Source organism: Stenotrophomonas sp. RG-453 (assembly GCF_033843685.1).
Lineage (GTDB): Bacteria > Pseudomonadota > Gammaproteobacteria > Xanthomonadales > Xanthomonadaceae > Stenotrophomonas > Stenotrophomonas bentonitica_A.
Genome location: NZ_JAMYED010000011.1, coordinates 16,875 through 43,460 on the forward strand (window position 1 = coordinate 16,875; position 26,586 = coordinate 43,460).

A 26,586-nucleotide genomic window follows, 5' to 3' on the forward strand; every position below is an offset into this window, starting at 1 on the left:
TCGACGGCATCCACGCATGGCGTGGATCTACATGGGCATGGCATGGATGTACATGCGCGTGGCGCAGATGCACGGTAGTGCCGGCCGCTGGCCGGCTCCACGTCACGTTCAAGGAATGCGAAGCGCCGGCCAGCGGCCGGCACTACCGCTGATCGCCACGGTCGGTACCCACAGATCAGAAGCCCAGTTCAACACCCGGCAGCAGCGGTTGCAGCTGCGCGCGGAACAGTGCCTTGATGCGCTCCAGTGCCGCCTCGTCGTCGGCTTCGAAACGCAGCACCAGCACCGGCGTCGTATTGGATGCGCGCACCAGGCCCCAGCCATCGGGGAAATCGGCACGCAGGCCATCGATGGTGGACAGGCGCGCGCCCGCGAACGGCGAGTCCTCCACCTGCACCGAGGAGACGAACAAGGACACCAGCGCGTGCGGGGTACCCGCATCGACCGGCACCTTCAACTCCGGGGTGGAGACGCTGTCGGGCAGCTCGTCGAGCACCTCCGACGGCGTCTCATCGCGCTGGGCCAGGATCTCCAGCAGGCGCGCGGCGGCGTACAGACCGTCGTCGAAGCCGAACCAGCGTTCCTTGAAGAAGAAGTGGCCGCTCATCTCGCCCGCCAGCTCGGCGTCGGTCTCGCGCATCTTGGCCTTCATCAGCGAGTGGCCGGTCTTCCACATCAGCGGGCTGCCACCGTTGCGCAGCACGTAGTCGGAGAGCTTGCCGGTGCACTTCACGTCGTAGATCACCAGCGCGCCCGGGTTGCGCATCAGCACGTCGGCCGCGAACAGCATCAACAGCCGATCGGCATAGATGATCTTTCCTTCGCGGGTGACCACGCCAAGCCGGTCGCCATCGCCATCGAAGGCCAGGCCGATATCCGCGTCGAAGCGCTTCACGGTCTGGATCAGGTCTTCCAGGTTGTGCGGATCGCTCGGGTCCGGATGGTGGTTCGGGAAGCTGCCGTCCACATCGCAGTACAGCGGAATGACCTCGGCGCCAATCGCCTCCAGCAGCGGCTGGGCCAGCTCGCCGGCAACACCGTTGCCCGCATCGGCCACCACCTTGAGCGGGCGGTCCAGCTGCACGTCATCGGCAATGCGCTGGATGTAATCGGCATTGACCTCGCGGGTCTGGAAGCTGCCCGGTTCTGATGCCACGTGCAGCTGCCCATCGCGGATGCGGTGGTACAACTCGGTGATCGCATCGCCGGACAGCGTCTCGCCGCCGACCACGATCTTGAAGCCGTTGTAGTCTGGCGGGTTGTGGCTGCCGGTCACCGCCACGCAGCTGCCGGCGCGCAGGTGGTAGCTGGCGAAGTACACCACCGGGGTCGGTGCGAGGCCGATGTCGGTGACGTTGCAGCCGGCGCGGCGCAGGCCCTCGATCAGACCGGCGGTGAGTTCGGGGCCGGACAGGCGGCCATCGCGACCCACCACGATGTCGCGCAGGCCCTGCACCTGCAGGACCGAACCGATCGCCTGCCCGATCAGGGCGGCGACCTTGGGGGTCAGCTCGCGGCCGACCACGCCGCGGATGTCGTAAGCGCGGAAGATATCGGGGGCAACGGATTCGCCCGGCACGGACGGCGGCGGCGGTGCTGCCTCGTCGCTGGTGTCGACGGCCTCCACCGCAAGCGGTGCCTGGGCGAGGCTTTCGCTCAGGGTCGGGCCGGCGTCGGCGGCACCGTCATCCGCACCGCGGCGGCGCGGCAAGGGCACTTTGCCTTTGCCGAGCACCAGCAGCACCGCGATCAGCAGCAGCAACAGCGCCACGATCGCACTGGAGATCGCCCCCAGTCCCAACGGGCCCGGTTCGATGTCCGGCACCGCCGCAGACAGGCGCAGCCCACTGGTGCCGATCGGGCGCGCCAACGCTTCAGCGCCGCCGGACAGCGCGCGGCTGCCCTGTTCGACTACGTTGTGGTTGCCCTGGCGCAGTGCGAGGTAACCGTCGGCGGGCACGGCAACCTGATCGAACACGCCGGTCAAACGCAGCAATGGCTGGCGCACGTAAACGACCGCGGCACCCTGCGGGCCCAGATCGACGGCGGCCGCCAGGCCGAGGCGCTGCCCACCGGCATCGCGGACGACGCGGGCCACCGGCTTGTCATCTGCGATGGCGGCTTCGAGCAGCGCCAGGCGCGAGTAACCGAAGGCCTTCGGATCGGCGTAGGCCGCATCGAGATCGGCGGTCAGGACCTGGACGTCTTCCACGCCCGGCCAGCCTTCGCGGATGGCCACGGCCGCCCCCTGTGCGTTGCCGCTGGCCAGTGCACTGGCAACGGGCCCGGTCTTGAGCACCTTGCCGAACCTGCCCAGCTGACCCGTCACCGCCGTCTGCAGCCCCTCGACCACGCGGTCACGCGACTGTTCAAGCTCGGCGCCGACGGCGGCCTGGCGCCATTGGCGCACACCGCTCCACCCGAACCAGACCGCCAACAGCACCAGCAGCACGGCCAACAGCGGCACCGAGCGCCCTGTGGTCAACCGCGGCCGTCCTTCCGCCTTCGCCTTGCTCATGACGCTCCCCTGTCAGCGCACCCCGGTATGGCCGAATCCACCCGTTCCCCTGGCGCTGTCGGTGAAAGTATCCACTACCTGAAGCGCCACGCGTGCAATGGGCAGCACCACCAGCTGGGCGATGCGATCGCCGGGCTGCAGGGTGAACGGCTCGCGCCCCCGGTTCCAGGCGCTGATCAGCAGCGGGCCCTGGTAATCAGCATCGATCAGGCCGGTGCCGTTGCCCAGCACGATGCCGTGGCGATGGCCCAGGCCCGAGCGCGGCAACACTACCGCGGCCAGGTTCGGATCGGCGATATGGATCGCGATACCGCTGGGAATCAGCGCCGTATCGCCCGGCTGCAGGGTGAGCTCGGTTTCCAGCGCCGCGCGCAGGTCCAGCCCGGCGCTGTGTTCGGTGGCATAGGCCGGCAGCGGCCATTCGTCGCCGAAACGCGGGTCCAGCAGCTTGACCTGCAGGGGCTGGAGGGAGGAATCGATGGTCATGCGTGCAACCTCTGGGCAATCAGGGACAACAGTTGTTCGGCCAGCACGGCCTTGGAGGTGCCGGGGAACACCTGTTCGCCGCCCTGCCAGTAGGCCGTGGCCGCGTTTTCATCGCTTTCGAAACCGCCGGTGCTGATCCCGACCTGGTTGGCGATCACCAGATCCAGGCGCTTGTCCACCAGCTTGCCGCGCGCGTACTTCTCCACGTCGTGGGTTTCGGCGGCGAAGCCGACCACCAGCTTGAGCGCGTTGGTCTGCGCGGCGACCTCGGCCAGGATGTCCGGGGTGCGCACCAGCTCCAGGGTCAGGCTCTGGGTGCCGGCGGTCTTCTTGAGTTTCTGCGGGGCGACCTGGCGTGGGGTGTAATCGGAGACGGCGGCCGCACCGATATAGATGTCGGCCGGCAGTGCAGCGAGCACCGCTTCGCGCATCTGTGCGGCCGAGCGCACATCGACACGCTGCACGCCCGCGGGCGTGGCCAGCTGGACCGGGCCACTGACCAGCACCACCTGCGCGCCGAGGCGGGCGGCGGCGGCGGCCAGGGCATAGCCCATCTTGCCGCTGCTGCGGTTGCCGACGTAACGCACCGGGTCGATGTCTTCATAGGTGGGACCGGCGCTGATCAGCACGCGCAGGCCCTTCAGTTCACTGGCGGCCGGCGGCTCGGCCAGGGCCGGTGCCTGCAGCGTGGCCAGCGCGGCCACGATCGCGTGCGGTTCGGTGAGCCGGCCGGGGCCGGATTCGCCTTCGGCCAGCGGGCCGTCTTCCGGCCCGATCACCTGGGCACCGCGCTCGCGCAGCAGGCCGATGTTGGCCTGGGTGGCCGGGTGCAGCCACATGCGATGGTTCATCGCCGGGCACACGGTCAGCGGCGCGGTGGTGGCCAGGCACAAGGTGGTGACCAGGTCATTGGCGTGGCCATTGGCCAGCCGCGCGAGCAGATCGGCGGTCGCGGGCGCGACCACGATGCGGTCGGCCCAACGCGCCAGCTCGATGTGGCCCATGGCCTGCTCGGCCGCGCTGTCCCACAGGGTGGTGCGGGTCGGCTGGCCGGACAGTGCCTGGAAACTGAGCGGGGTGACGAACTGCTGGGCCCCGGCGGTCATCGCGACCTGCACCTGGGCCCCGGCATCGCGCAGGCGGCGCACCAGTTCCAGCGACTTGTAGGCAGCGATCCCGCCACCAACGCACAACAACAGCTTCTGGCCTTCCAACGGGCGCGCGGCCGCCGGAGAAGCCTGGGGGGAGTCAGCCACCTTGGGTGTTCCTGTCGAACCGAGGCGATTAGCTTACCCGATGGTCTGTAGGCCGCCTGATGCGCCAGCGGCATAAGGAGGCAGGTTTTCGTCATAAGCAACCACCGGACTGGGCACGATTTCCTGCATTTACCGACACGATGGCGCCCGGTTCACCGATGGTGGCGGGGCCGGCAGGGAGTGGAGACTGAGGGCATGTCGATCCGAGACTGGCCCAGTGCCGAGCGTCCCCGCGAAAAGCTGCTTGCCCAGGGCGCCGGCGCCCTGTCCGATGCCGAGCTGCTGGCGATCTTCCTGGGCTCGGGGCTGCGCGGGCGCGATGCGGTGGAGACCGCGCGCGACCTGCTGCAGTCCCACGGCCCCCTGCGCAACCTGCTTGATCTGCCGGCCACCGCGCTGGCCGCCCTGCCCGGCCTGGGCCCGGCCCGCAGCTGCAAGCTGGTGGCCGGGCTGGAACTGGCGCACCGGCATCTGGCCGCCGAGCTGGCCCGGGGCGACAGCCTGCGCGACCCCGCCGCCGCCGGGCGCTACTTCAAGCAGCGGCTGCGGTCGCGTCCCAACGAGGTGTTCGCCGCGCTGTTCCTGGACAACCAGCACCGCACGCTGGCCTGCGAGGAGCTGTTCAGCGGCACGGTGGACGCGGCGGCGGTCTACCCGCGCGAGGTGGTCCGGCGCGCCCTGCTGCACAACGCGGCGGCGGTGATCGTCAGCCACAACCACCCTTCCGGCAGTGCCGAACCCTCGCTGGAAGACCGCCGGATCACCACGCTGCTGCAGCAGGCCTTGGCCCTGGTGGACATCCGCCTGCTCGACCACGTCGTGATCGGCGACGGGGCCCCGGTATCGATGGCCGCGCGCGGCTGGATGGGCATCGCAGCGGCCTGATCCGGGCGGGAAACGCCGCCGCTCGGCCCCGGTTCAATGGATCGGGGTGGCTTCTGGGCTAAAATTGCCGATTCCGCCGCTCCAGTCCCAAAGCAGGCCTTGTGAAAAATCTCCTCCGCGCCCTGATCAGCCAAGGCATCGAAGCCTTGCGCGCCAACGGCACTCTGCCGGCCGATACCCTGACCCCGGAATTCGTGGTCGAACGCCCGAAGACCCGTGAGCACGGCGATTTCGCCACCAACGCCGCGATGCTGCTGGCCAAGCCGGCGCGCAGCAGTCCGCGCGCCCTGGCCCAGGCGCTGCTTGATGCGCTGCCCAAGAGCGATGACGTGGCCCGCGTCGAGATCGCCGGCCCAGGCTTCATCAATTTCCACCTTGCCCCGAGCGCCTACCAGCGCGAAGCGGCCAGTGTTCTCAAGGAAGGCGCCGATTACGGCCACAACCTGAGCGGCAACGGCCGCACCGTGGGCGTGGAATACGTGTCGGCCAACCCGACCGGTCCGCTGCATGTCGGCCACGGCCGCGCGGCGGCGATCGGTGACTGCCTGGCGCGCCTGCTGGAAGTGAACGGCTGGAACGCCAAGCGCGAGTTCTATTACAACGACGCCGGCGTGCAGATCGAGAACCTGGCGCTGTCCACCCAGGCACGCGCGAAGGGCCTCAAGCCCGACGACGCCGGCTGGCCGGAAGCGGGCTACCGCGGCGATTACATCGAGGATGTGGCCAAGGCTTACCTGGCCGGCGCCACCGTAGAGCTGGAAGGCCATTCGGTGGTCGGCGAGCGCGACCCGGACAACCTCGATGCGATCCGTCGCTTCGCCGTGGCCTACCTGCGCAACGAGCAGAACCAGGACTTGGCCGCGTTCGGCGTGGATTTCGACATCTACTTCCTGGAAAGCTCGCTGTACAAGGACGGCAAGGTCGAAGAGACCGTCGCCCAGCTCAATGCGGCCGGCCATACCTATGAGGAAGGCGGCGCGCTGTGGCTGCGCTCGACCGACTTCGGTGACGACAAGGACCGCGTGATGCGCAAGTCCGACGGCACCTACACCTACTTCCTGCCCGACGTGGCCTACCACCTGAGCAAGTGGCAGCGCGGCTACGAGCGCGCGATCACCGAGCTGGGCGCGGACCACCACGGTTCGCTGGCGCGCGTGCGCGCCGGCCTGCAGGCGCTGGACGTCGGCATCCCGAAGGGCTGGCCGGAATACGTGCTGCACCAGATGGTGACGGTGATGCGCGGCGGCGAGGAAGTGAAGCTTTCCAAGCGTGCCGGCAGCTACCTGACCCTGCGCGACCTGATCGAAGAAGCCGGCCGCGATGCGACCCGCTGGTTCCTGATCGCGCGCAAGCCCGATTCGCAGCTGACCTTCGATATCGATCTGGCCCGCCAGCAGAGCAACGACAACCCGGTGTTCTACGTGCAGTACGCGCATGCCCGCGTCTGCAGCCTGCTGCGCCAGGCGCAGGAGAAGGGCCTGGGCTACACGCCGGCCGAAGGGCTGGCCGGGCTGTCCTCGCTGGGCGATGAGGCCTCGCTGTGGTTGATGGTGGAAATGTCGCGCTTCCCGGAAGTCGTCGAGGCGGCCGGCCTGGCGCTGGAACCGCACCTGATCGCGCAGTACCTGCGTGAATTGGCGCATGCCTTCCACACGTGGTATCACGGCACGCAGGTACTGGTGGCCGACGAAAGCGAACGCAACGCCAAGCTGACGCTGGCCTGCGCCGCGCGCCAGGTCCTGGCCAATGGTCTGAACATCCTGGGCGTATCCGCCCCGGAAAAAATGTAAGCAGTGGAGAAGCAGTAAATGGCAGCACGACGCGGCAAGAGCCAGGCACGGCGCAACAGCAACCAGGGCACCCCGGGATGGGTGTGGCTGGTCGCGGGTGTGGCGATTGCGGCCGTGGTGTTCCTGGCGGCACCCAACCTGTTCAAGAACGACGGTGACGGTTTCCTGCGGGTCGGCCCGCAGCCGGACCCGAACGCCCAGCCGGCCCCGGTGAGCGATGCCGACACCGACGTCGGCACCGAGCTGCCCAAGCCGGGTGCCGCCAAGCCTGCCGAGCCGGCCAAGCCGGCGGCGACGCAGTACGACTTCTACACCCTGCTGCCCGGCAAGGAAGTGGAAATGTCCGATGCGGAGCTGGCCGCAAGCGCACGCGCCGAAGACCAGCGCCGTGCCAAGGCCGAAGCGCAGCGCGCGCAGGCCGCGCTGGAAGGCCGCCCGTTGCCGCCCGCACCGGCGCCGACCAGCACCGCCGCGACCACTTCGCCTGCGGCGGTGAGCACCGCCCCGCTGCCGGCTCCGGTGGCGGAGCGCCCGGCGGCGACCACGGCTCCGGCGACGCCGCCGGCGCAGACCGCGGCGGCGGCTCCGGCTGCACCGACGCCGGCGGCGGCGACGCCTGCTGCCGGGGCGGCTGAGCCGGCAGCCAGCAACGTGCGCTACATCCTGCAGGCCGGTGCGTTCGGCGCGTCTGGCGACGCCGAAGCGACCAAGGCCAAGCTGGCCATGATCGGCCTGGCCGCGCGGGTGGAATCGGCGCAGATCAACGGCAAGACGGTATACCGCGTGCGCATGGGGCCGTATGGCAGCGCCGGGGAGCTGGCCGAGGCGAAGCAGAAGCTGGATGGGACGGGGCTTCAGGCGATGGCGATCAAGGCGCAGTAGCCGCGCGCCGCGACAATTACAGGAACGCCGGGTATTGCCTGGCGTTTTTTTTACCGCCCAGGGCAGCCGACCAACGGTCGGCTCTACGGGGCTACCTTTCAACGAGACGCCTCCATGAGCACCGCACACGGCAACGATCGCCGGATCGACAACATTGAATTCAACGTGGCTGACATCGCGCGCAGCAAGGCGTTCTACGGCAGCGTGTTCGGCTGGTCGTTCACCGATTACGGCCCGGGCTATACCGAGTTCTACGATGGCCGCCTGCGCGGTGGGTTCACCACCGACGCGCCGGTGCGCGCCGGTGGGCCGTTGGTGATTCTGTATGCCGATGACCTGGTAGCCACGCAGCAGCGGGTGGAAGCGGCCGGCGCGGACATCTGCCAGGCGGCGTTCGATTTTCCGGGTGGGCGGCGGTTTCATTTCCGCGATCCGGATGGGTATGAGTTGGCGGTGTGGACGGCCGCCTGAGGTAGAGCCGACCGTTGGTCGGCTGCCAGGATGCAGGTAGAGCCGACCGTTGGTCGGCTGCCGTCAGCGGTGGGTATGTGCCAAGGGCAGCCGACCAACGGTCGGCTCTACCTGTTTCGGGTGTGTGGCCGAGGTGTTGGCCAGCGGTACCCTTGGATCAGTCGCGCGCGACCTGGAAGCCGGCGAACGACTGGCTGACCGGCATCACTTCGAGGCGATTGATGTTCAGGTGCGCCGGCAGCGAGGCGACCCAGAAGATCTGCTCGGCGATGTCGTCGGCGGTCATCGGGTTGGCACCGGTGTAGAGCTTGTCCGAGGCGGCCTGGTCACCATGGGTGCGGACCACGGTGAACTCGGTTTCGGCCATGCCCGGCTCGATCGTGGTCACGCGCACGCCGCTGCCGTGCAGGTCCGAGCGCAGGCCCAGCGAGAACTGGCTGACGAAGGCCTTGGTGCCGCCGTAGGCATTGCCGCCCGGGTACGGGTAGACGCCGGCAACGGAGCTGATGTTGATGATCGCACCCTTGCGCGCGACCAGCTGCGGCAACAGGCGATGGGTCAGCGTCACCAGGGCGGTGACGTTGGTGTCGATCATGGTGCGCCAGTCTTCCAGCGAGGCGCTCTGCGCCGGGGCGGTGCCCTGGGCCAGGCCGGCGTTGTTGACCAGCAGGTCGATGTCGGCGAAGCCGGCCGGCAGGGCCGCCAGGGCCGCTTCCATCGCCACGCTGTCGCGCACGTCGAACACCGCGGCATGCACGCGCTCGGGACCGTAGGCGTCGACCAGCGGCTGCAGGCGCTCGGCACGGCGCCCGGTGGCGATCACGCGCCAGCCGGCCTGGGCGAAACGGTGGACAGCGGCGGCGCCAAAGCCGGACGTGGCGCCAGTAATCAGAGCGGTACGGGTCATCGAGGTACTCCGTGAAGATCCCGACCATTTTCGCACCGATGCGCGCCCGGTGTGGCGCCGGGCGCCGCCCGGCTGACCGGCGCCACGGGTCGTCCCGTCAGCGGATGCGGAATACCCGCGCCTTGGGCAGGTCTTCATCCACCTGCAGGAACCAGCGCCCGGCGATGCCCGGCACCACGACGATCCCGGGGTTGCTGCGGGCGGTCTTGAGCTTCATCTCGCCCTTGAGTACCTGCCACTGCTGGCCGTTGTCCAGGGTGAACACCGTGCCGGGGGCCCAGCCGTCCACCTGGCCGGTGACCTTGGCGTTGATGGGGCCGTCGTCCAGCCCGGGGAACATCGGGGCCGGCGTCGGCACACCCGGGCCTGCGGCAGGTGCCGCCGCGACGGCCACCGGGGCGGGGGCATCGGCCTGGGCCTGGCGCAGCAGGCGGTTCAGGGCCTGCAGCTGGGCCGGGGTCAGCCCGACGTCGGCCAGCGCCTGCGGATCCAGCCGCTGCTCCAGCGCCACATAGGGGGCCTGCGCCCACGCCGGGGCCGCCAGCAACATGCCCACACACCCGAGAACCTGCCACCTGCGCATTGCCTGCTCCACTGCCTGTCGATGCCTGATCGCGGCACTGTGCGTCACTTTCGTGGCAGCCAGATGACAGCGACCACCGGTCGCAGCCGGCCGCGCGCCCGGCACGGGGTAAAATGACCGCCAGCCGCGCAGCCGCGTCGGCGGTATTGGACGTCCCATGATCAACAACGATGTACTGCGCAGCATCCGCTACATGCTCGACCTCAGCGACGGCATGATCGCCGACACCTGTGCCCTGGCCGATCCGGCCTTCGTGGTCGACAAGGCCGATGTGGCCGGCTGGCTGCGCAAGGAAGACGAAGAAGGCTTCGTGCCCTGCGACGATCGCACCCTGGCGCATTTCCTGGATGGCCTGATCGTGCATTTCCGCGGCCGCGACGAGAGCCAGCCGGCGCGCCCGGTGGAAAAGCGCATCACCAACAACCTGGTGCTGAAGAAGCTGCGCGTCGCCTTCCAGCTGAAGGACGTGGACATGCACGAAGTGTTCGACGCCGCCGGTTTCTCGGTCTCCAAGCCGGAACTGTCCGCGCTGTTCCGTCAGCCGGACCACAAGAACTACCGCGCCTGCGGTGACCAGATGCTGCGCAATTTCCTCAAGGGCCTGACCCTGCGCGTGCGCGGCGCCTGAAGACGTCGTTGATGCCTGGCTCCGATGCAGGGGCCACGCGCCTCCACTGCCTGGCGTGGGTGAGCCATCTGGATTTCAGATGCATGGGATGAAGACGTTTCATTTCCCCCTTTCGCCCATCAGGCGGACACTGGCGCCCCTTCTTTCCCGGAGCCCGTCATGAGCAACGACGCGCCCTCGCCACTCAGCCGTTGGCAGGTCCTGCTGATGGCCTTCGCCACCGGCGTGGCCGTGGCCAGCAACTACTACGCGCAGCCGCTGCTGCATACCATCGCCGGCCAGTTCGGCGTGTCCTTCGCGCGGGCCGGCACGGTGGTGACCGTCGCCCAGCTGAGCTATGCGGCGGGCCTGATCCTGCTGGTGCCGCTGGGCGATCTGTTCGAGCGCCGCCGGTTGATCGTGGTGATGTCGCTGCTGTCCGCGGCGGGGCTGGTGCTGAGCGCGCTCAGCCATCAGTTCGTGTGGCTGCTGGTGGGCACCGCGCTGACCGGCCTGTTCTCGGTGGTGGCGCAGGTGCTGGTGCCGTTCGCGGCCACGCTGGCGCGGCCCGAAGAACTCGGCCAGGTCGTAGGCACGGTGATGAGCGGGCTGCTGCTCGGCATCCTGCTGGCACGCACCGTGGCCGGGGCACTGTCCTCGCTGGGCGACTGGCGCACCGTGTACTGGATCGCCGCGGCCGCGCTGGTGCTGACCACGGGCATGCTCGATCGGCATCTGCCGCGCTTCCATCAGACCGCCGGGCTGGGCTATCTGCAGCTGCTGCGCTCGATCGGTACGCTGTTCGCGCAGGAACCGGTGTTCCGCCTGCGCACCGTGCTGGGTGCGCTGAGCTTTGCGATGTTCGCGATCTTCTGGACGCCACTGGCGTTCCTGCTCGCCGCCGAACCGTATGGCTACAGCGATGCGACGATCGGCCTGTTCGGGCTGGTCGGTGCGGCCGGCACGCTGGCCGCGGGCGTGGCCGGGCGCATGGCCGACCGGGGCAAGGCGGCGCTGGCGACGACCGTGGCGCTGGTGCTGCTGGCCGCATCGTGGCTGCCGCTGGGCTTTTCCACGCACTCGCTGATCGCACTGGTGCTGGGCGTGATCGTGCTCGACCTGGCCGCGCAGCTGCTGCACGTGAGCAACCAGAACGTGGTCTATGCGCTGCGTCCGGACGCCCGCAACCGGCTCAATGCCGGCTACATGACCGGCTATTTCATCGGCGGCTCGCTGGGCTCACTGGTCTCGGCGCAGGTCTTTGATCGCTTCGGCTGGACCGGCGTGTGCGTGACCGGTGCCGGCGTCGCGATGGTGGCGATCGCGGTGTGGACGGTGGCGGTAGTACGCCGGTAGAGCCGACCGTTGATCGGCGGCATTGCGCGCCGCCTGGGGCAGCCGACCGACGGTCGGCTCTACCCGGTGGGATTCGCACCCGACGTCTGGAATATCGAGTGAGGTTGGCTCGAGCAGCCGACCAACGGTCGGCTCTACCGCGCGGGGTGGGTGGGCGCTCCGTCAGAAGGCGGTTTGTACCGCGAACTCGACGCGCGAGCCTGCGTTGCCGGGGAACAGGCGTTTGGCCGCACCATCGGTGTCGTGCGCGGTGAGGCGCAGCTCCCACGGGCCGTGCACCTTCCAGATGGCGCTGAGCTGGCCATGCAGGTAGTCATCGGCCTGCGCGCTGTCCAGCCAGTAGTGGCCTACCGCGCCCTCGACACGCCACTGCTCGCCCAGCGGCAGGCGCGCACCGAGCTGGGCGTAGGTGCCGCCATGGCCACCGGCCAACGCGTTGTCGGAGACGCCGACCTGCAGCCAGGCGCGCTGCCGCCAGGTGACGGTGCCATTGAGCTCGGTCCAGTCCAGATCGACCGTGGCGGACGGATAGACGTAGCGGGTCAGATTGACGCCCACGCTCCAGTCCGGCGTCACCGCCCCGCTCCAGCCGGCGACAAGATCAAACTCGCTGCGCGCGCCGTTGTCCGGCCGGAACGAGACACCCGAGCCCCACGCCGAGGCATACCAGCCGTTGGACGCACTGAGTTTCACGCCCGCCTGCACGGCCGGATCGCCGTCGCTCTGCGAGCTGCCGCGCCAGACATAGTCCGAAGTCAGCGTCGCGTTGCCGTCCACCGCGGCCGCCGCCGCCCCGCTCATGATCAGCCCCACCAGCACCACGCCGCCGCGCAGGCGCTGTTTTGATTGTTTACCCACCACGTGTCCCGCTCCAGATGACGGCTGCGCCGTCGAGAGCGACAGTGTCCGCGGGCACCGCGTAAAGTCGCCATGGCGCCGCCGCGCGATCGGCGCAACGTTTCTGTAAATCCTGCGTCAGGGTGGCGCCGGGAGGTGCGCGGTATCATGCCCACTCTGACCTGTTGCGAGTAATGGCGTGGACGCGATCCTGACCCCGGTATCGATTGGCGAGCTGATCGACAAGATCACCATCCTGGAAATCAAGGCCGAACGCATCACCGATGCCGGCAAGAACGCCAACGTCCGCAAGGAACTCGAGGGCCTGTGGCCGCTGTGGCAGCAGCAGGTAAGTGCTCAGCCGGGGCTGGAAGCATTGAAGACGCATCTCAAGGCGATCAACGAGCGCATGTGGGAGATCCAGGACCAGCTGCGCGACAAGGAAGCAGTGCAGGTCTTCGACGATGCCTTCATCCAGCTGGCGCGCGGTGTCTATGGCACCAATGGCGAGCGGGTCAAGGTGAAGAACGAGATCAACCGCATCGCCGGCTCGCAGCTGGTCGAAGAGAAGCAGTACCAGGGCGAGTAATCGCGCCGGCGCGCGCCGGGCTCAGTGCCCGGTCGCGGCCATGAAGCGTTCGCGGTCCTGCTGGGTCCGCCGGCGGATTTCGGCCAGCGCTTCATTCTCGGTGGCTTCCAGCATCGATTCGAACAGCCGCTGGAAGTGGTTGCGCATGGCCAGCCGCGCCGCTGCCGGATCACGCTGGCGCAGGGCGTCCAGAATCCGGGTGTGTTCCTCGTCGCGGGTGTCATCGTCGTTGTGGCAGACGTTGGCATACACCTGCTTGACCCGCGGCAGTTCGTTGCGCATCCGCCAGATCAGCTGCACGCAGTGCTCCACCACCGGGTTGCCGGCGATCCGCGCGATCGAGAGGTGGAACTGGCGGTCGGCCTCGCTGGCCGCCGCTTCGCCCGAATTGGGGTCGACCATGGCCGCGATCAGGCCGGCCAGGTCCTCCAGTTCGGCATCGGTGATGCGGCTGGCCGCCATCGCTGCGGCCTCGGCCTCGATCACCGCGCGGGCGGCGGTCAGGTCGAACGCCGAGACATCGGGCAGTGCGCCCGGCGCCTGTGACGGTTTGGCCTTCACGTAAACGCCCGAGCCGGTCTTGATGGTGATCAGGCCCTGCGCTTCCAGCGCGATTTCCGCCTCGCGCACCGTCACCCGGCTCACGCCCAGGCGTTCGGCCAGGTCGCGTTCGCCCGGCAGGCGCGAGCCCGGCGGGAATTCGCCCTTCTCGATCAGCGCGACGATTTCGGCGGCAATGGACTGGTACAGACGGGGTTCGGACATCATCAAAGGCCTGCTGACAGGTGGCTGGGGACCGACACGCGACCGCGCCTTCAGAGAGCGGCGCGGTCGGAAAAACCGCGCCACTGACCTCAGAAGCGGTAGCGCACCCCCAGATAATACCGCCGCCCGTACGTGGTGTACTCGCGGAAGCTGCCGAGGATGGGCATATCCGATACCCGCGGCTCATCGGTGAGGTTGCTGGCCGACAGCGACAGCGACAGGTGCTTGTTCACCTTGTAGGTGGCGCGGAAGTCCAGCGAACCATTGTCACGCACATAGCGGTTCTGCGACGGGTCACCGACAAACTGCTGGTAATAGTCGGAGCGGTACTTGTAGATCGCCTGCAGATCGAGCCTGCCCAGGCCCCAGTACACCTGCGCCGAGGCCACGTGCTTGGACAGGCCGAAGATGTTGGCCGGCTCGACGATGCCCGGGGTCACCACGCCGGTGGCCGGGTCGGTGGATTCGCCCAGGCGCAGGTCTTCGGTCTTGAAGTTGGAATCGGCGTAGTTGTAGCTGGCCTTCACGCCCAGCCCGGAGAAGATCCCCGGCAGGTAGGAGAAACTGTGCGAGGCGGTGAACTCCACGCCGAACAGATCGCTCTTCTGGTCGCTGGTGGCCAGCTGCTCCACCGGCACGGTCACGGTCTGGCCATCGATATCGAAGGTTTCGTTGACGATCACCGGCATCGAGCCGCCGTTGAACTGCTTGTAGTACAGCGCACCGGACAACATGGTGTCTTCGTTGGCATACCACTCCAGCGAGAGGTCGCCGTTCCACGACATCAACGGCTTGGCGCGCGGGTTGCCGGTGGCCGTGATGCTGCGCAGCGCATCGCCCACGCTGTTGAACTCGGTATCCACCTCACCCAGGTTGAAGGTGCGGCCAAAGCCTTCAGCGGCCAGGTCCGGGCGCGACATCGCCCGATACGCACCGACGCGCAGCAGCAGGTCCGGACGCAGTTCGAAGGCGGCGTTGAAGCTGGGCAGCCATTCAGTATTGCTGGATTTGAGCACCTGCGAGGTGAAATCGCCGGTGGGTTCCAGGGTCACGGTACCGTCGGGATTGTTGATCACATCCAGACCGCTGCGCAGGCCGACCGAGCGCACTTCGGTGCGCACACCCCGCACGCCGATATTGCCGGTCACCGGCAGGCCGAACCATTCGGTGCTGTAGTCGCCCATCAGGTACAGCGCGCTGGTTTTCTCGGTGACATCGTTGTTGGCCGGGTTGCGCAGGTCCGCGCTCAGGCCGGTATCGTCCACGCCGGTGAACGCCTTGAACAGGCAGCGACTGTCGAAGCTGGCCCACTGGTCGATGGTGTTGCCGCTGGCATTGGCCAGGAAATCGTCCTGCGGGAACGCCTGGCGGCAGGCGAGGTTGGCGGCGCGGATCGCCGCGACGTTCGTGGTGGTCACATCCACCGTGTCGGTGTAATCGGTGTAGGTCGCCTCGGAGCGGCGCAGGCCGCCCTTGATGGCGGTGAAGAAGCCGCTTTCCGGGGTGAACGTGGCATCGAAGCGGCCAGCACGGATGGTGTGCTCGCGGTGCTGCTGGCGACGACGCACCAGGGCCGAGTCGGTGAAGTTGTCCGGATTGTTCACATCGAACGCCGGATCCAGGGTGATGCTCGGCACATCGCCGCTGTAATCGTAGGTGTAATCGACATAGCGGGTGTTCTTGATGCCGCCAACCGGCCTGCCGTTGACGTCGGTGCGGCCGGCGCGCAGGCGGGTGCTGCGTTCGATCTGATCGCGCTCGGTGTTGGAATAGGACAGATCGGTGGACAGCGTCCACGCCGGGCTCGGCCGGAAGATCACGTTGAGCCCGCCGCCGGTGTATTCCTCCTGGCGCTCCAGGAAATTGCCGGTGGAATCGACCGTGGTGCTGCCGGTGTGGTGCAGCAGCGCGCCATCATCGGTGACCACGCGGTTGTTGAGGTTGCGCATCATCGAAGACAGCGACAGATCCGAGCGGTCTTCGGTGTAATCGCGCTTGGAGTGCTGGTAGTCCAGGTTCACTTCCACCAGGTCGCTGGGGCGCCACTGCAGCGCGGCGAACTGCGAATCGCGCTTGTCGTGTTCGATGAACTGGCGATAGATGCGGCTGCTGGGCACCAGGTAGTACGGCACGCCATTGGCGACCTGGTTGCCGTTGACCTGGGTGCAGTTACGCGTCGCCCCGACCACTTCACGGCCATCGCAGGCCACCCAGGTGGAGCTGCTGGAGAACATCTCTTCCGGGTTGCTGCCTTCCAGCGCCTGTACGCCGATGGAGACACCGAGCTTGCCGGCGTTGCCCATGTCGAACTGATCGATGTAACTGGCGGTACCGCGCCAGCCGACGCCGTCCTTGTCCTTGAGGCGGTCGTCGTAATCCTGCCAGGTGCCGCGACCATCGAGCTGGAACGTGCGTTTGCCGTACTCCAGCGGTTTGACCGTCTCCATGTTGATCGTGCCCGCCACACCGCCTTCGACGAAGTCGGCACGCTGGGTCTTGTAGATCGCCACGGTGTTGATCAGCTCGGACGGGAACTGGTTGAAGTTGACCGAGCGGTCGCCGCTGCCGTTGGTGGCCTCGCGGCCATTGAAGGTGGACGAACCCAGGAACGGGCCCAGGCCGCGGATGGAAATTTCCGACGCACCGCCTTTTTCGCGGTGGGTGGAGGCGCCGGTGATGGTTTCGATCGCTTCACCGATGGACAGCGCCGGCAGGTCGCCGATGTCGTCGGCCGCCAGTACGTCGGAGACCACGGTCTCCTCGCGCTTCTTGTCGATCGAGGTCTGGATGGTGCCGCGGATGCCGGTCACCTGGACCTGATCCAGCGTGGTGGCTTGCCCCGGCGGCGAGGCCGGGGCATCGGCGTCCTGTGCGTGGGCCAGCGGCAGGGCCGCGGTGGCACACAGGGCATAGAACAGCGCGCTGTGCAGCGCGGTGCGGCGGAGGCCTCGTGGTGAGGCCGTACGGCGGTCATGCAACATCGTGATCTCCCTCCCAGGATGGATCGTCCGATTACACGGATTCGATCCGGAAGATTCACGACTGATGAACCAATGTCAATGAATTGGTACTAAAGTCTACCCCACACCACCGTCCAGACCACTTTGCGTGGAATTAATGTGCGGACGCAGCAGAAAAATGCGCAAATCACATACCACATGCGCCTAAAGTGGTATGCGATTGTGGTTGACGTCCGCGCACGGCAACCTGTTAGGATCGTGGCTCGCGTCAGTCGCCACGGTCCATCTGGGAGGGTAAGCCCGTGACTTTGCAACACTCGCAGGCGCCGTTGGCGCGGCGTCCCATGGCCAAGGCCTTGCTGTTGAGCCTGTCCCTAGCGGCATTCCCTGCCGTGGCGGCCGATTATCTGGTGCGCGACGCTGCTGCCTATGCCACCGCCGTACGCGCCCTCGCCCCCGGCGATACGGTGATCCTGGCGGACGGCGTCTGGCGCGACGTGGACCTGCTTTTCCGGGGAACCGGCAAAATTGGTCAACCAATTAAGTTGACGGCGCAGACCCCCGGCAAGGTGATTCTCAGCGGCCAGTCCCAGCTGCGTCTGGCCGGTGAGCACCTGGAGGTCTCCAACCTCGTCTTCCGCGATGGTTGGGCGCCGGGTGGCGAAGTGGTGTCGTTCCGGCGGTCAGCCAGTGAGTGGGCCAACCACAGCCGGGTGACCGGGATCGTGATCGACCGCTACAACAAGCCGGATCGCCAGCAGTCCGATCACTGGGTGGCGCTGTACGGCCAGCACAACCGCTTCGACCACAACCAGCTGGTCGGCAAGACCAATGCGGGCACCACCCTGGTGGTGGTGCGCAACGCCACCAGCGGCCTGGACAACCAGCACCGCATCGACCACAACTGGTTCGGCCCGCGCCCCAACCTCGGTTCCAACGGCGGCGAGACGATGCGCATCGGCACCAGCCACGATTCGCAGTCGGACTCGCGCACCGTGGTGGAGAACAACTGGTTCGAGCAGTGCGATGGCGAGGTGGAGATCGTCTCCAACAAGTCCGGCGGCAACATCTACCGGGGCAACGTCTTCCAGGACTCGCGCGGCTCGCTGGTGCTGCGTCACGGCCACGGCAATCGGGTCGAACGCAATGTGTTCCTCGGCCATGGCAAGGCGCATACCGGCGGGGTGCGTGTGATCAACCGCCACCAGACCGTGCGCGACAATTACTTTGAAGGCATCGCCGGCGACAACTTCGCCGCGGCCTTGAGTGTGATGGCCGGTACCCACGACGCGCCGTTGAACCGCTACGAGCAGATCGATCACGCGGTGATCGAACGCAACAGCTTCATCCAGGTCGGCACCGTGCTGCTCGGCGCGGGGCTGGATGAGGAGCGCAACGCGATGCCGGTGAACAGCCGCATCGCCGGCAACCTCTTCATCGGCGATGGCAAACGCGAGCTGCTGCGCGCGCAGGGTGACCTCTCCGGCATCACCTTCGCCGGCAACGTGCAGAGCCCGGCCGTATCGCCCGGCTTCCCCGGCGGTGTCAGCGGCCATTCCCTGACCCTGCAGCGCGCGCCCAACGGCCTGCTCTACCCCACCGCGGCGCTCGATGCCGGGGCCCCGCGCGATCTGGCCCCGATCGCCCGCGACCAGGTCGGCGTGGACTGGTACCCCAAGACCCTGACCACCACCGCCCTGGACAGCGGCGCGGTACGCACGGTCGCGCCGGGCGAGGACACCCTGACCGCCGCCGTGGCAGCCAGCGCCCCGGGCGACCGGCTGCAGTTGCAGCGTGGCCGCTACACCGTGAGCCAGGTGCTCGCGGTGGACCATCCCTTGAGCGTGGCAGGTCCCGCGCGTGGCCAGGCCAGCGTGCAGTTCTCGCGGCCCAGCCTGTTCGAGATCAGTGTGGGCGGTTCGCTGCGACTGGCGCGACTGGACATCGACGGTGCGCTCGCACCGGATGCGGCCGGCAATGCGGTGATCCGCGTGCCGCCGGGCAGCCAGGCGTTCAACTACACGCTCCTGCTGGAAGACAGCCACGTGCACGGGCTGACCGCCAACAAGGCCTTCGATGTGATCGCCACCGGCAAGGGCAGCCTGGCCGCGCGGATCGCGCTCTCGAACGTCACGGTGGAGGACATCACCGGCAGTGTGATCGCCGCGGCCGCCGAGACCGATGACCTGGGCACCTACAACGCCGAGCAGGTGGATCTGCTGGACTCCACGTTCCGCCGCATCGGCGGGCCGGTGGTGAACCTGTATCGCGGCGGCACCGACGAAAGCACCTTCGGTCCGGCGCTGCAGGTGCACGGCAACCAGTTCGAGCAGGCAGGGGTGGCCGATGACACCAGCCTGCGCCTGCATGGCGTGCAGTTCGCCAGCATCCGCGACAACCGCTTCGACCGCAGCGGCCGCATCCGTTTCAGCCATCGCGTCGGGGAACCGACCCTGCGCATGGGCGACAACCCGCTGACGGCCACCGCGCCGTTGCTGTCCGATACCCCTGTTGAGGCCCTGCCATGAATTACGCCCCGCCCCTGATGCTGCTGCTCGCCGCCACGCTTGGCGGGGCCGCGTTGCCCGCTGCGCAGGCCGCACCCGCCGCCCGGCAGGCGCCCGCGGCGTCCGCCACCGCACCGGTGCTGGTCACCGCCGCGCAGTGGACGCAGATGCGTGCCGAGGGTGCGCGCTCGCCACTGTTCGCCAAGGAACAGCAGCGTGCCGAACAGCGCGTGCGCGCGATGATGAAGGCCGGCATCGACGTGCCGGTGCCCAAGGACAAGGGCGGCGGTTACACGCACGAACAGCACAAGCGCAATTACCAGGCCATCCAGGCCGCCGGCGCGCTGTATCGGCTGACCGGCGACAAGGCCTATGCCACCTTCGCCCGCGACCTGCTGCTGGGCTACGCCAAGCTCTACCCGGGCCTGGGCGCGCACCCGCAGGGCCGCGGCCAGATTCCCGGCCGGCTGTTCTGGCAGACCCTCAACGATTCGGTGTGGCTGGTCAGCGCGGCGCAGGGCTACGACGCGATCCGCGACACGCTCAGTGACGCCGACCGCAAGACGATCGACGACAACGTGTTCCGCGCGATGGCCGACTTCCTGTCCGGCACGCCGGAGAACTTCGACAAGATCCACAACCACGCCACCTGGGCGGTCGCTGCGGTGGGCATGACCGGCTACGTGCTGCGCGACACCAACTACGTCGACAAGGCGTTGCAGGGCAGCAAGCGCGATGGCAGTGCCGGCTTCCTGAAACAGGTTGATCAGCTGTTCTCGCCGGACGGGTATTACGAAGAAGGCCCGTACTACCAGCGCTATGCACTGGCCCCGTTCATCCTGTTCGCCAACGCCATCGAGCGCAACGAACCGCAACGCGGCATCTTCAAGCGCCGCGACGGCGTGCTGCTCAAGGCGGTCGATGCGCTGGTGCAGAGCAGCTACGGCGGCTACTTCTTCCCGATCAACGACGCCATTCTCGACAAGGGCCTGGACACCGAGGAACTGGTGGCTGGCATCGATATCGCCTACGCGCAGACCGGTGATGCACGCCTGCTGTCGGTCGCCAAAACACAGAAGCGCGTGCTGCTCTCGCCCGAAGGCCTGCAGGTGGCCCAGGCGCTGGCGGAGAACAAGGCCAAGCCGTTTGCCTTCGTACCGACCCTGCTGCGCGATGGCCCGGACGGCACCGAAGGCGCACTGGCAATCCTGCGCATGGGGGGCGAGAACGGCCAGGCGCTGGTGATGAAGAACACCAAGCAGGGCATGGGCCACGGCCACTTCGACAAGCTCAACTGGTTGTTCTACGACAACGGCCAGCGCGTGGTCACCGATTACGGTGCCGCGCGTTTCCTCAACATCGAGGCCAAGGCCGGTGGCATCTACCTGCCGGAAAACAACAGCTGGGCCCGGCAGACCATCGCGCACAACACGCTGGTGGTGAACGAGCAGAGCCACTTCGGTGGCGACTGGAAGAAGGGCCAGCCGCTGGCGCCGACGCCGCTGCTGTTCGCGGTCAGCGACGATACCCAGATCGCCTCCGCGCGGATGGAAGGCGCCTACGACGGGGTCAGCTTCACCCGCACCCAGGCGCTGCTCTCGCACCCATCGCTGGGCGAGCCGGTGGTGCTGGACCTGCTGCGCGTCACCGGCAGCAAGGCCGCGCGCTATGACCTGCCGCTGCATTTCAATGGGCACATCATGGACGTCGGCTTCAAGACCCAGTCCGCCGTCGCCGCCCGTCCCGTGCTGGGCAAGGCCAACGGCTACCAGCATGTGTGGGTCGATGCGGCCAGCGAGCCGACCCGCGATGCGCGCAGCCTGACCTGGCTGCTGGACGGTCGCTTCTACACCTACCGATTCGCCAGCACCGCACCCTCGCGCGCCGTGATCGGCGAGAGCGGCGCGAATGATCCCTCGTTCAACCTGCGCCGTGAGCCGATGCTGCTGCAGCGCGTGGATGGCCAGGCCGCCACCACGTTCTACGGTGTGCTCGAACCGCATGGCCAGTACGACGGCACCGCCGAGACCGTGCGCGGCGCCAACAGCCGCATCGATCGCCTCACCCACTACCGCGGCAAGGATGCGGATGTGCTGGTGCTCGACCTAGCCGGCGGCAAGCGGCTGGCGCTGGGCATCGCCGACGACCCCACCCAGGGCGGATCGCATGAAGTGAGTGGCGATGGCCAGAGCTGGCGCTGGGACGGCGGCTGGAAGCGCTTCGATACCGGCACCGGCGCCGGCAAGGACAGCAAATGAAGGTCACCACGCAGGCCCGCACCTATGTCCGTTGGCTGATCGTGGCGCTGATCGCCGTCGCCACGGTGATCAACTACATCGACCGCAACGCGCTGGCGGTGATGTGGCCGCAGATTTCGCAGGATGTCGGCGCGACCAAGGAAGACTACGCGCTGCTGGTCACGGTGTTCATGCTGTTCTACGCCGCCGGCCAGTTCGTGTTCGGGCGCCTGTTCGACATCATCGGTACGCGCCTGGGCTTTGCGCTCTCGATCGCGGTGTGGTCGATTTCGATCGCGCTGCACTCGGTCACGCACTCCATCCTGTCCTTCAGCATCGTGCGCGCCATGCTCGGCATCAGCGAAGCCGGTGCATGGCCGGGCGCGGTGAAGGCCAATGCCGAGTGGTTCCCGGCGCGGGAACGCGCACTGGCGCAGGGCGTGTTCAACGCCGGCGCCTCGATCGGCGCGATCATCTCCGCGCCGCTGATCGCCGTGCTGTTCCTGTGGCTGGGTTGGCGCGGGACCTTCATCCTGATCGGTGCGATCGGTTTCATCTGGCTGCTGCCGTGGCTGATCATCTACCGCGCCGGCCCGGACAAACACCCGTGGGTAAGCGCGGCCGAGCGTGCACTGATCCTGGATGCGCCGACCGAGCAGCCGGCCGTGCCGGTGGCCGAGTACGTACCGAACGTGCGCCAGCTGCTGGGCCATCGCCAGACCTGGGGCATCCTGATCTCGCGGTTTTTCCTGGACCCGATCTGGTGGCTGTTCGTGTCGTGGCTGCCGATCTACCTCGCCGATACCTTCGGTTTCGACATCAAGCAGATCGGCATCTTCGCCTGGGTGCCCTACGTAGGCGCGATGATCGGCAGCCTCGGCGGCGGCTGGTTGTCCGGCCGTCTGATCGGTGCCGGCTGGAGCGTGGATAAAGCCCGCAAGGTGGTGATCACCCTGGGCGGCGCGATCATGGCCCCGGCGCTGATCGGTGCGGTGCTGGCCACCGATCCGGTCTGGGCGGTGATCACCATCGCTTTCGTGCTGCTCGGCTTCCAGATCGCGATCGGCAACATCCAGACCCTGCCCGGCGACATCTTCAGCGGCAAATCGGTCGGCTCGGTGGCTGGCCTGGGCGGCATGGCCGCGGTGGCCGGCACGCTGATCACCACCTGGCTGGTGCCGGCGATGACCCACGACTCCTACGCACCGATTTTCATCCTGGTGGCGGCCCTGGTGCCGGCCTCCCTGCTGGCGCTGTGGCTGGTCACCGGTCGCGTGGAAAAAATCCACGGCCCGGTCGAGCGCCGCTGAGTTCCCTTCTTCCCTTTCCCCCAACGCATCACAGGAGTGTTTCATGACCCAATTCAAGGACAAGGTGGCGATCGTCACCGGTGGCGGCCGTGACATCGGCCGCGAGATCTCGCTCAAGCTGGCCGCGGCCGGTGCCAAGGTGTGCATCAACTACGCCAACGACGAAGCCAGCGCGCAGGAGACCCTCAAGCAGGTCGAAGCCGCCGGCGGCACCGCGATCGTGCATCGCGCCGATGTCACCGATGCCAAGGCGGTGGCGGCGATGGTCGCCGCGACCCAGGCCGCGTTCGGTCCGCAGATCGACGTGCTGGTGAACGTCGCCGGTGGCATGGTCCAGCGCCGTCCGCTGGCCGAGATCGATGAGGCCTTCTTCCACAAGGTGATGGACCTCAACATGAGCTCGGTCTACCTGACCACGCATGCGGTGGTGCCGCACATGCCCGAAGGCGGCGCGATCGTGAACTTCGCTTCGCAGGCCGGCCGCGATGGCGGTGGCCCCGGCGCGGCGATCTACGCCACCGCCAAGGCCGCGGTGATGACCTTCACCCGTGCCATGGCCAAGGAGCTTGGCCCGCGCGGCATCCGCGTCAACGCGCTGTGCTGCGGCATGATCGCCACCCGCTTCCATGATGAATTCACCAAGCCGGAAGTACGCACTGCCGTGGCCGGCAATACGCCGCTGCGCCGCCAGGGCCGTCCGCAGGAAGCCGCCGATACCGCGGTGTACCTGGCCTCCGACGCCGCCGGTTTCATCACCGGTGCCAACGTCGACGTCAACGGCGGCACCTACTTCTCCTGATTGACCCGCTGACCGCCTGGGAGGGCCGCCATGCTGCGCTGGATCACTGCATTCTCTCTTGCACTCGCTACCAGCGCTGCGGCGCTGCCCGCCCAGGCCCAGGTCTGGGTGCCGGCCTGGACCGCCTCGCCGGCCCCGGACCGTCTTGATGGCACCCCCGAGGCCCCGATGCAGTTCGCGAACCAGACCGTGCGCCAGGACATGCGCCTGGCCAGTTCGGCCAGGGCGCTGCGCTTCCGCATCAGCAATGAACTCGGCCAGGCGCCGCTGCGTATCGGCAGTGCCTCGGCCCACCTCACCGGCACCGCCACCGCGGCCAGGCCGGTCACGTTCAATGGACGTGGCGATGTCGTGGTGCCGGTCGGCGCCGCCCTGCTCAGCGACCCGGTCGCGATCACCGCACCGGCGCTGGCCGACGTCTCGCTCACCGTGTACTTCCCGGATGCCACCCGCCCGGCCGTCCGGCGTACCGCGCTGCGCATTGCCGAGGGCCGCGCTGCCACGGTCGGCGATGCGGTCAAACTCGCCTACCGGCAGAACGTGGTCTCGGCCGTGCTGGCCGAACGCACCCGCAAGCCGATCGTCGTGGTGGCCCTGGGCGACTCCATCACCGAAGGCGCCACCGCCACCCGCGGCAGCAACGGCGACTGGCCCGCACTGCTGTCCGCCCGCGTGCAGCAGGCCTGCCCGGATCAGGTGGTGGTGGTCAACGCCGGCATCAGCGGCAACAAGGTGATGGACCATGGCCGCAGCCACAGCGCGCTGGCGCGGCTGGACCGCGACGTGATCGCGCTGCCGAACGTGGACCGCGTGATCCTGTTCGAAGGCATCAACGACATCCGCCACGACGGCGGCACCCCACCCGTGCCCGGCCGCAACGCCGAGGACATGGTGCTGGGCTACCGGCAGATCGCCGAACGCCTGCACAGCAACGGCATCCGCCCGATCGCCGCCACGATCACGCCGTTCGGTGGTTCGGACCGCTACGAGCCGATCGCGGCCGCCACCCGCACCACCCTCAACGCCTGGATGCGCGGTGGCCGCAGCGGCTTCGATGGCCTGATCGACTTCGACCGGATCCTGCGCGACCCGGCCAACCCGGAGAACCTGCCCGAGGACATCACCCGCGATCACCTGCATCCCAACGATGAAGGCTACCGGCGCATGGCCGACGGCATCGATCTGGCCCTGCTCGGGTGCCCGGTACGATGACGGCCCAGACCTTCGTTGTCGCACCCGACAACGGCCAGCGCTGGGACGCACTGGCGCTGGGCGAAGTGATGCTGCGCTTCGATCCCGGCGAGGGCAGGATCCGCAGCGCGCGCCAGTTCACCGTGTGGGAAGGCGGCGGCGAGTACAACGTGGCGCGTGGCCTGTGCAGCACGTTCGAACACCGCACCGGGGTGCTCACCGCCCTGCCGCGCAACGAGCTCGGCCTGCTCGCCCAGCAGCTGATCCAGGCCGGTGGCGTGGATGCCAGCCAGATCCTCTGGCGCGACTACGATGGCATCGGCCGCAACACCCGCATGGGCCTGAACTTCACCGAGCGTGGTTTCGGGGCGCGTGCGCCGCTGGGCATCTCCGACCGCGCGTACTCGGCGGCCTCACAGCTGCAGCCGGAGGTCTTCGACTGGGACGCGCTGTTCGGCCAGCACGGCGTGCGCTGGCTGCATACCGGTGGGATCTTCGCCGCCCTGTCCGAGCACAGCGCGGCGACGGCGATTGCGGCGGTGCGTGCTGCGCGCCGGCACGGCGTGGCGGTCTCCTACGATCTCAACTACCGCGCCAGCCTCTGGAACAGCCATCCGGACCCGGAGGCCGCGCGGCACACCAACTGCGCCATCGCCGCCGAATGCGATCTGCTGATCGGCGATGAGTATTCGTTCGCCGCATGCCTGGGCATGGACCTGAGCGATCTCGGTCGCCGCCACACGCCGATGGATGTCGGTCCGGCCGAGGCAGCCGCCGTGCGCGCGATGACGCAGTTCCCGGCGCTGCAGGCGGTCGCGTTCACGCTGCGCGACGCCGCCAACGCCGCCCGCCACGGCTGGGCCGGCGCGCTGCGCACCCGGTCGCAACTGTATGTCTCCGCCGCACGCGAAGTAGACCTGCTGGACCGGGTCGGCGGTGGCGACGCCTTCGTGGCCGGTGTGGTGCATGCCCTGCTCGGCGGCAAGGGCGAGCAGGCAGCGGTGGACCTGGGCGCCGCGCATGGCGCGCTGGCGATGTCCACGCCGGGCGATTGCGCTGTCACCAGCCTGGCGGAAGTGGAGGCCGTGGCGCGCGGCGATGGGGCGGCGGCGCGGCGCTGAGCGCCGCCACGGTGCAGCTCAGTTCGCGATCGAGAGGTGTTCCAGGGCCTTCCGCGCAGAAAGCGTCAGCGGCGCCGGCAGCGCATCCGTCATGAACCAGCCCAGCCCGAGCAACGCCTCGGGCTCTTTCACCGATGCGACGGTCGCGTCGAGCGCACGCACCAGATACACCGGGGCCACCCAATGCTGCCCCAATGCCGGCTCGAAGTGGTCGACCACGCACAGCAAACGCGTCACTGCGACGCGCAGCCCGGTTTCCTCCTGCACCTCGCGCACCACGGCATCTTCGACCTTCTCCATCCAATCGACCTTGCCGCCGGGCAGGCCCCAGTGGCCCTGTTCGGGCTGACGCCCGCGCTGGACCAGCAGGAGCGCGCCATCGGCGCGCTGGATGACGGCGCCGCAGCCGAGGCGGGGGTGCTGCAGATCAGAGGACGGGGGCATCGGGCATCTCCATGGCGGTGCTTCATTATCCCTCGGGCCCCGTGCCTGGATCGCGCCCACGAAAAAGGCCCGGCAATGCCGGGCC

General features: G+C 68.0%; 22 protein-coding genes. 13 read left to right on the forward strand and 9 right to left on the reverse strand.

Annotation, left to right across the window (positions count from 1 at the left end):
• Nucleotides 1–175: 175 nt before the first annotated feature.
• Genes NJD74_RS18460 through coaBC form a run of 3 tightly spaced genes read right to left on the reverse strand, consistent with a single transcriptional unit; the run spans nucleotide 176 to nucleotide 4,260 of the window.
• On the reverse strand, nucleotides 176–2,518 hold the full coding sequence (locus NJD74_RS18460) for a phosphomannomutase/phosphoglucomutase (protein WP_319624741.1): 2,343 nt from the start codon (nucleotides 2,516–2,518) through the stop codon (nucleotides 176–178).
• A gap of 12 nt (nucleotides 2,519–2,530) precedes the next feature.
• Nucleotides 2,531–3,004, reverse strand: coding sequence for a dUTP diphosphatase (gene dut / locus NJD74_RS18465; RefSeq protein WP_046272982.1), 474 nt, complete (start codon nucleotides 3,002–3,004; stop codon nucleotides 2,531–2,533).
• Complete coding sequence (gene coaBC, locus NJD74_RS18470) at nucleotides 3,001–4,260, reverse strand: bifunctional phosphopantothenoylcysteine decarboxylase/phosphopantothenate--cysteine ligase CoaBC (protein ID WP_102789682.1); 1,260 nt, start codon at nucleotides 4,258–4,260, stop codon at nucleotides 3,001–3,003. Before coaBC ends, dut begins: the two co-directional genes overlap by 4 nt.
• A gap of 195 nt (nucleotides 4,261–4,455) precedes the next feature.
• Here coaBC and radC point away from each other — a divergent pair, with 195 nt between their 5' ends.
• The 4 genes from radC to NJD74_RS18490 all read left to right on the forward strand — a co-directional run bounded on the left by radC (nucleotide 4,456) and on the right by NJD74_RS18490 (nucleotide 8,288).
• Nucleotides 4,456–5,145: a DNA repair protein RadC gene (gene radC / locus NJD74_RS18475; RefSeq protein WP_070426457.1), complete on the forward strand. Its 690-nt coding sequence runs from the start codon at nucleotides 4,456–4,458 to the stop codon at nucleotides 5,143–5,145.
• 101 nt (nucleotides 5,146–5,246) lie between these two features.
• The gene (gene argS / locus NJD74_RS18480) at nucleotides 5,247–6,935 is read left to right on the forward strand and encodes an arginine--tRNA ligase (protein WP_319624742.1); all 1,689 of its coding nucleotides are present in this window, start codon (nucleotides 5,247–5,249) and stop codon (nucleotides 6,933–6,935) included.
• Between the two features lie 18 nt (nucleotides 6,936–6,953).
• On the forward strand, nucleotides 6,954–7,817 hold the full coding sequence (locus tag NJD74_RS18485; protein ID WP_319624743.1) for an SPOR domain-containing protein: 864 nt from the start codon (nucleotides 6,954–6,956) through the stop codon (nucleotides 7,815–7,817).
• Nucleotides 7,818–7,931: 114 nt separating this feature from the next.
• Nucleotides 7,932–8,288 carry a VOC family protein gene (locus tag NJD74_RS18490; RefSeq protein WP_102788887.1) on the forward strand — a complete coding sequence of 119 codons (357 nt, stop codon included), beginning with the start codon at nucleotides 7,932–7,934 and terminating at the stop codon, nucleotides 8,286–8,288.
• Nucleotides 8,289–8,445: 157 nt separating this feature from the next.
• On the opposite strand, the gene NJD74_RS18495 is transcribed toward NJD74_RS18490, so the two are convergent.
• Nucleotides 8,446–9,195: an SDR family NAD(P)-dependent oxidoreductase gene (locus NJD74_RS18495; protein ID WP_019185578.1), complete on the reverse strand. Its 750-nt coding sequence runs from the start codon at nucleotides 9,193–9,195 to the stop codon at nucleotides 8,446–8,448.
• Nucleotides 9,196–9,292: 97 nt separating this feature from the next.
• The gene (locus tag NJD74_RS18500) at nucleotides 9,293–9,745 is read right to left on the reverse strand and encodes a hypothetical protein (protein WP_152663802.1); all 453 of its coding nucleotides are present in this window, start codon (nucleotides 9,743–9,745) and stop codon (nucleotides 9,293–9,295) included.
• A 190-nt stretch (nucleotides 9,746–9,935) separates the two neighbouring features.
• On the opposite strand from NJD74_RS18500, the gene NJD74_RS18505 reads away from it, so the two are divergent.
• Nucleotides 9,936–10,406 carry a DUF1456 family protein gene (locus NJD74_RS18505; RefSeq protein WP_046274114.1) on the forward strand — a complete coding sequence of 157 codons (471 nt, stop codon included), beginning with the start codon at nucleotides 9,936–9,938 and terminating at the stop codon, nucleotides 10,404–10,406.
• Nucleotides 10,407–10,565: 159 nt separating this feature from the next.
• Nucleotides 10,566–11,741, forward strand: a complete 1,176-nt coding sequence (locus NJD74_RS18510) for an MFS transporter (RefSeq protein ID WP_319624744.1) — start codon at nucleotides 10,566–10,568, stop codon at nucleotides 11,739–11,741.
• A gap of 162 nt (nucleotides 11,742–11,903) precedes the next feature.
• Here NJD74_RS18510 and NJD74_RS18515 read toward each other — a convergent pair whose 3' ends face one another.
• Nucleotides 11,904–12,542, reverse strand: a complete 639-nt coding sequence (locus NJD74_RS18515) for a TorF family putative porin (RefSeq protein ID WP_319624790.1) — start codon at nucleotides 12,540–12,542, stop codon at nucleotides 11,904–11,906.
• A 235-nt stretch (nucleotides 12,543–12,777) separates the two neighbouring features.
• Between NJD74_RS18515 and NJD74_RS18520 the strand changes: the two genes are divergently transcribed.
• A complete protein-coding gene (locus tag NJD74_RS18520; RefSeq protein WP_319624745.1) occupies nucleotides 12,778–13,167 on the forward strand; it encodes a DUF6165 family protein in 390 nt (129 codons plus the stop codon).
• 21 nt (nucleotides 13,168–13,188) lie between these two features.
• Here NJD74_RS18520 and NJD74_RS18525 read toward each other — a convergent pair whose 3' ends face one another.
• Nucleotides 13,189–13,932 (reverse strand): FadR/GntR family transcriptional regulator, encoded by a 744-nt coding sequence (locus NJD74_RS18525; RefSeq protein WP_019185572.1) that lies wholly within the window; start codon nucleotides 13,930–13,932, stop codon nucleotides 13,189–13,191.
• Between the two features lie 89 nt (nucleotides 13,933–14,021).
• Nucleotides 14,022–16,913, reverse strand: coding sequence for a TonB-dependent receptor (locus NJD74_RS18530; RefSeq protein ID WP_319624746.1), 2,892 nt, complete (start codon nucleotides 16,911–16,913; stop codon nucleotides 14,022–14,024).
• A gap of 281 nt (nucleotides 16,914–17,194) precedes the next feature.
• Here NJD74_RS18530 and NJD74_RS18535 point away from each other — a divergent pair, with 281 nt between their 5' ends.
• The 6 genes from NJD74_RS18535 to NJD74_RS18560 are packed head-to-tail and all read left to right on the forward strand — an operon-like array spanning nucleotide 17,195 to nucleotide 26,057.
• A complete protein-coding gene (locus tag NJD74_RS18535) occupies nucleotides 17,195–19,420 on the forward strand; it encodes a polysaccharide lyase 6 family protein (RefSeq protein WP_319624747.1) in 2,226 nt (741 codons plus the stop codon).
• Entirely contained in the window at nucleotides 19,417–21,657 is a 2,241-nt protein-coding gene (locus tag NJD74_RS18540) for an oligoalginate lyase (RefSeq protein WP_254427816.1), read from the forward strand. Before NJD74_RS18535 ends, NJD74_RS18540 begins: the two co-directional genes overlap by 4 nt.
• A complete protein-coding gene (locus tag NJD74_RS18545; RefSeq protein ID WP_019185568.1) occupies nucleotides 21,654–22,946 on the forward strand; it encodes an MFS transporter in 1,293 nt (430 codons plus the stop codon). The genes NJD74_RS18540 and NJD74_RS18545 overlap by 4 nt, the downstream gene beginning before the upstream one ends.
• Nucleotides 22,947–22,989: 43 nt before the next feature.
• On the forward strand, nucleotides 22,990–23,745 hold the full coding sequence (locus NJD74_RS18550) for a glucose 1-dehydrogenase (protein WP_019185567.1): 756 nt from the start codon (nucleotides 22,990–22,992) through the stop codon (nucleotides 23,743–23,745).
• Nucleotides 23,746–23,775: 30 nt separating this feature from the next.
• Nucleotides 23,776–24,957, forward strand: a complete 1,182-nt coding sequence (locus NJD74_RS18555) for a GDSL-type esterase/lipase family protein (RefSeq protein WP_319624748.1) — start codon at nucleotides 23,776–23,778, stop codon at nucleotides 24,955–24,957.
• The gene (locus NJD74_RS18560; RefSeq protein WP_102788881.1) at nucleotides 24,954–26,057 is read left to right on the forward strand and encodes a sugar kinase; all 1,104 of its coding nucleotides are present in this window, start codon (nucleotides 24,954–24,956) and stop codon (nucleotides 26,055–26,057) included. Before NJD74_RS18555 ends, NJD74_RS18560 begins: the two co-directional genes overlap by 4 nt.
• A gap of 18 nt (nucleotides 26,058–26,075) precedes the next feature.
• Here NJD74_RS18560 and NJD74_RS18565 read toward each other — a convergent pair whose 3' ends face one another.
• Entirely contained in the window at nucleotides 26,076–26,501 is a 426-nt protein-coding gene (locus NJD74_RS18565; protein ID WP_070474466.1) for an NUDIX domain-containing protein, read from the reverse strand.
• Nucleotides 26,502–26,586: the final 85 nt, after the last annotated feature.

What these genes read in the sequence shown, in the direction of transcription:
- NJD74_RS18540 (WP_254427816.1), top strand. Translation starts at nt 19,417, where the DNA reads ATGAATTACGCCCCGCCCCTGATGCTGCTGCTCGCCGCCACGCTTGGC.
- dut (WP_046272982.1), bottom strand. Translation starts at nt 3,004, where the DNA reads ATGACCATCGATTCCTCCCTCCAGCCCCTGCAGGTCAAGCTGCTGGAC.
- NJD74_RS18550 (WP_019185567.1), top strand. Translation starts at nt 22,990, where the DNA reads ATGACCCAATTCAAGGACAAGGTGGCGATCGTCACCGGTGGCGGCCGT.
- NJD74_RS18515 (WP_319624790.1), bottom strand. Translation starts at nt 12,542, where the DNA reads ATGAGCGGGGCGGCGGCGGCCGCGGTGGACGGCAACGCGACGCTGACT.
- NJD74_RS18490 (WP_102788887.1), top strand. Translation starts at nt 7,932, where the DNA reads ATGAGCACCGCACACGGCAACGATCGCCGGATCGACAACATTGAATTC.
- NJD74_RS18505 (WP_046274114.1), top strand. Translation starts at nt 9,936, where the DNA reads ATGATCAACAACGATGTACTGCGCAGCATCCGCTACATGCTCGACCTC.
- NJD74_RS18555 (WP_319624748.1), top strand. Translation starts at nt 23,776, where the DNA reads ATGCTGCGCTGGATCACTGCATTCTCTCTTGCACTCGCTACCAGCGCT.
- NJD74_RS18485 (WP_319624743.1), top strand. Translation starts at nt 6,954, where the DNA reads ATGGCAGCACGACGCGGCAAGAGCCAGGCACGGCGCAACAGCAACCAG.
- NJD74_RS18525 (WP_019185572.1), bottom strand. Translation starts at nt 13,932, where the DNA reads ATGTCCGAACCCCGTCTGTACCAGTCCATTGCCGCCGAAATCGTCGCG.
- radC (WP_070426457.1), top strand. Translation starts at nt 4,456, where the DNA reads ATGTCGATCCGAGACTGGCCCAGTGCCGAGCGTCCCCGCGAAAAGCTG.
- NJD74_RS18560 (WP_102788881.1), top strand. Translation starts at nt 24,954, where the DNA reads ATGACGGCCCAGACCTTCGTTGTCGCACCCGACAACGGCCAGCGCTGG.
- NJD74_RS18530 (WP_319624746.1), bottom strand. Translation starts at nt 16,913, where the DNA reads ATGTTGCATGACCGCCGTACGGCCTCACCACGAGGCCTCCGCCGCACC.
- NJD74_RS18500 (WP_152663802.1), bottom strand. Translation starts at nt 9,745, where the DNA reads ATGTTGCTGGCGGCCCCGGCGTGGGCGCAGGCCCCCTATGTGGCGCTG.
- NJD74_RS18495 (WP_019185578.1), bottom strand. Translation starts at nt 9,195, where the DNA reads ATGACCCGTACCGCTCTGATTACTGGCGCCACGTCCGGCTTTGGCGCC.
- NJD74_RS18510 (WP_319624744.1), top strand. Translation starts at nt 10,566, where the DNA reads ATGAGCAACGACGCGCCCTCGCCACTCAGCCGTTGGCAGGTCCTGCTG.
- NJD74_RS18460 (WP_319624741.1), bottom strand. Translation starts at nt 2,518, where the DNA reads ATGAGCAAGGCGAAGGCGGAAGGACGGCCGCGGTTGACCACAGGGCGC.
- NJD74_RS18565 (WP_070474466.1), bottom strand. Translation starts at nt 26,501, where the DNA reads ATGCCCCCGTCCTCTGATCTGCAGCACCCCCGCCTCGGCTGCGGCGCC.
- NJD74_RS18545 (WP_019185568.1), top strand. Translation starts at nt 21,654, where the DNA reads ATGAAGGTCACCACGCAGGCCCGCACCTATGTCCGTTGGCTGATCGTG.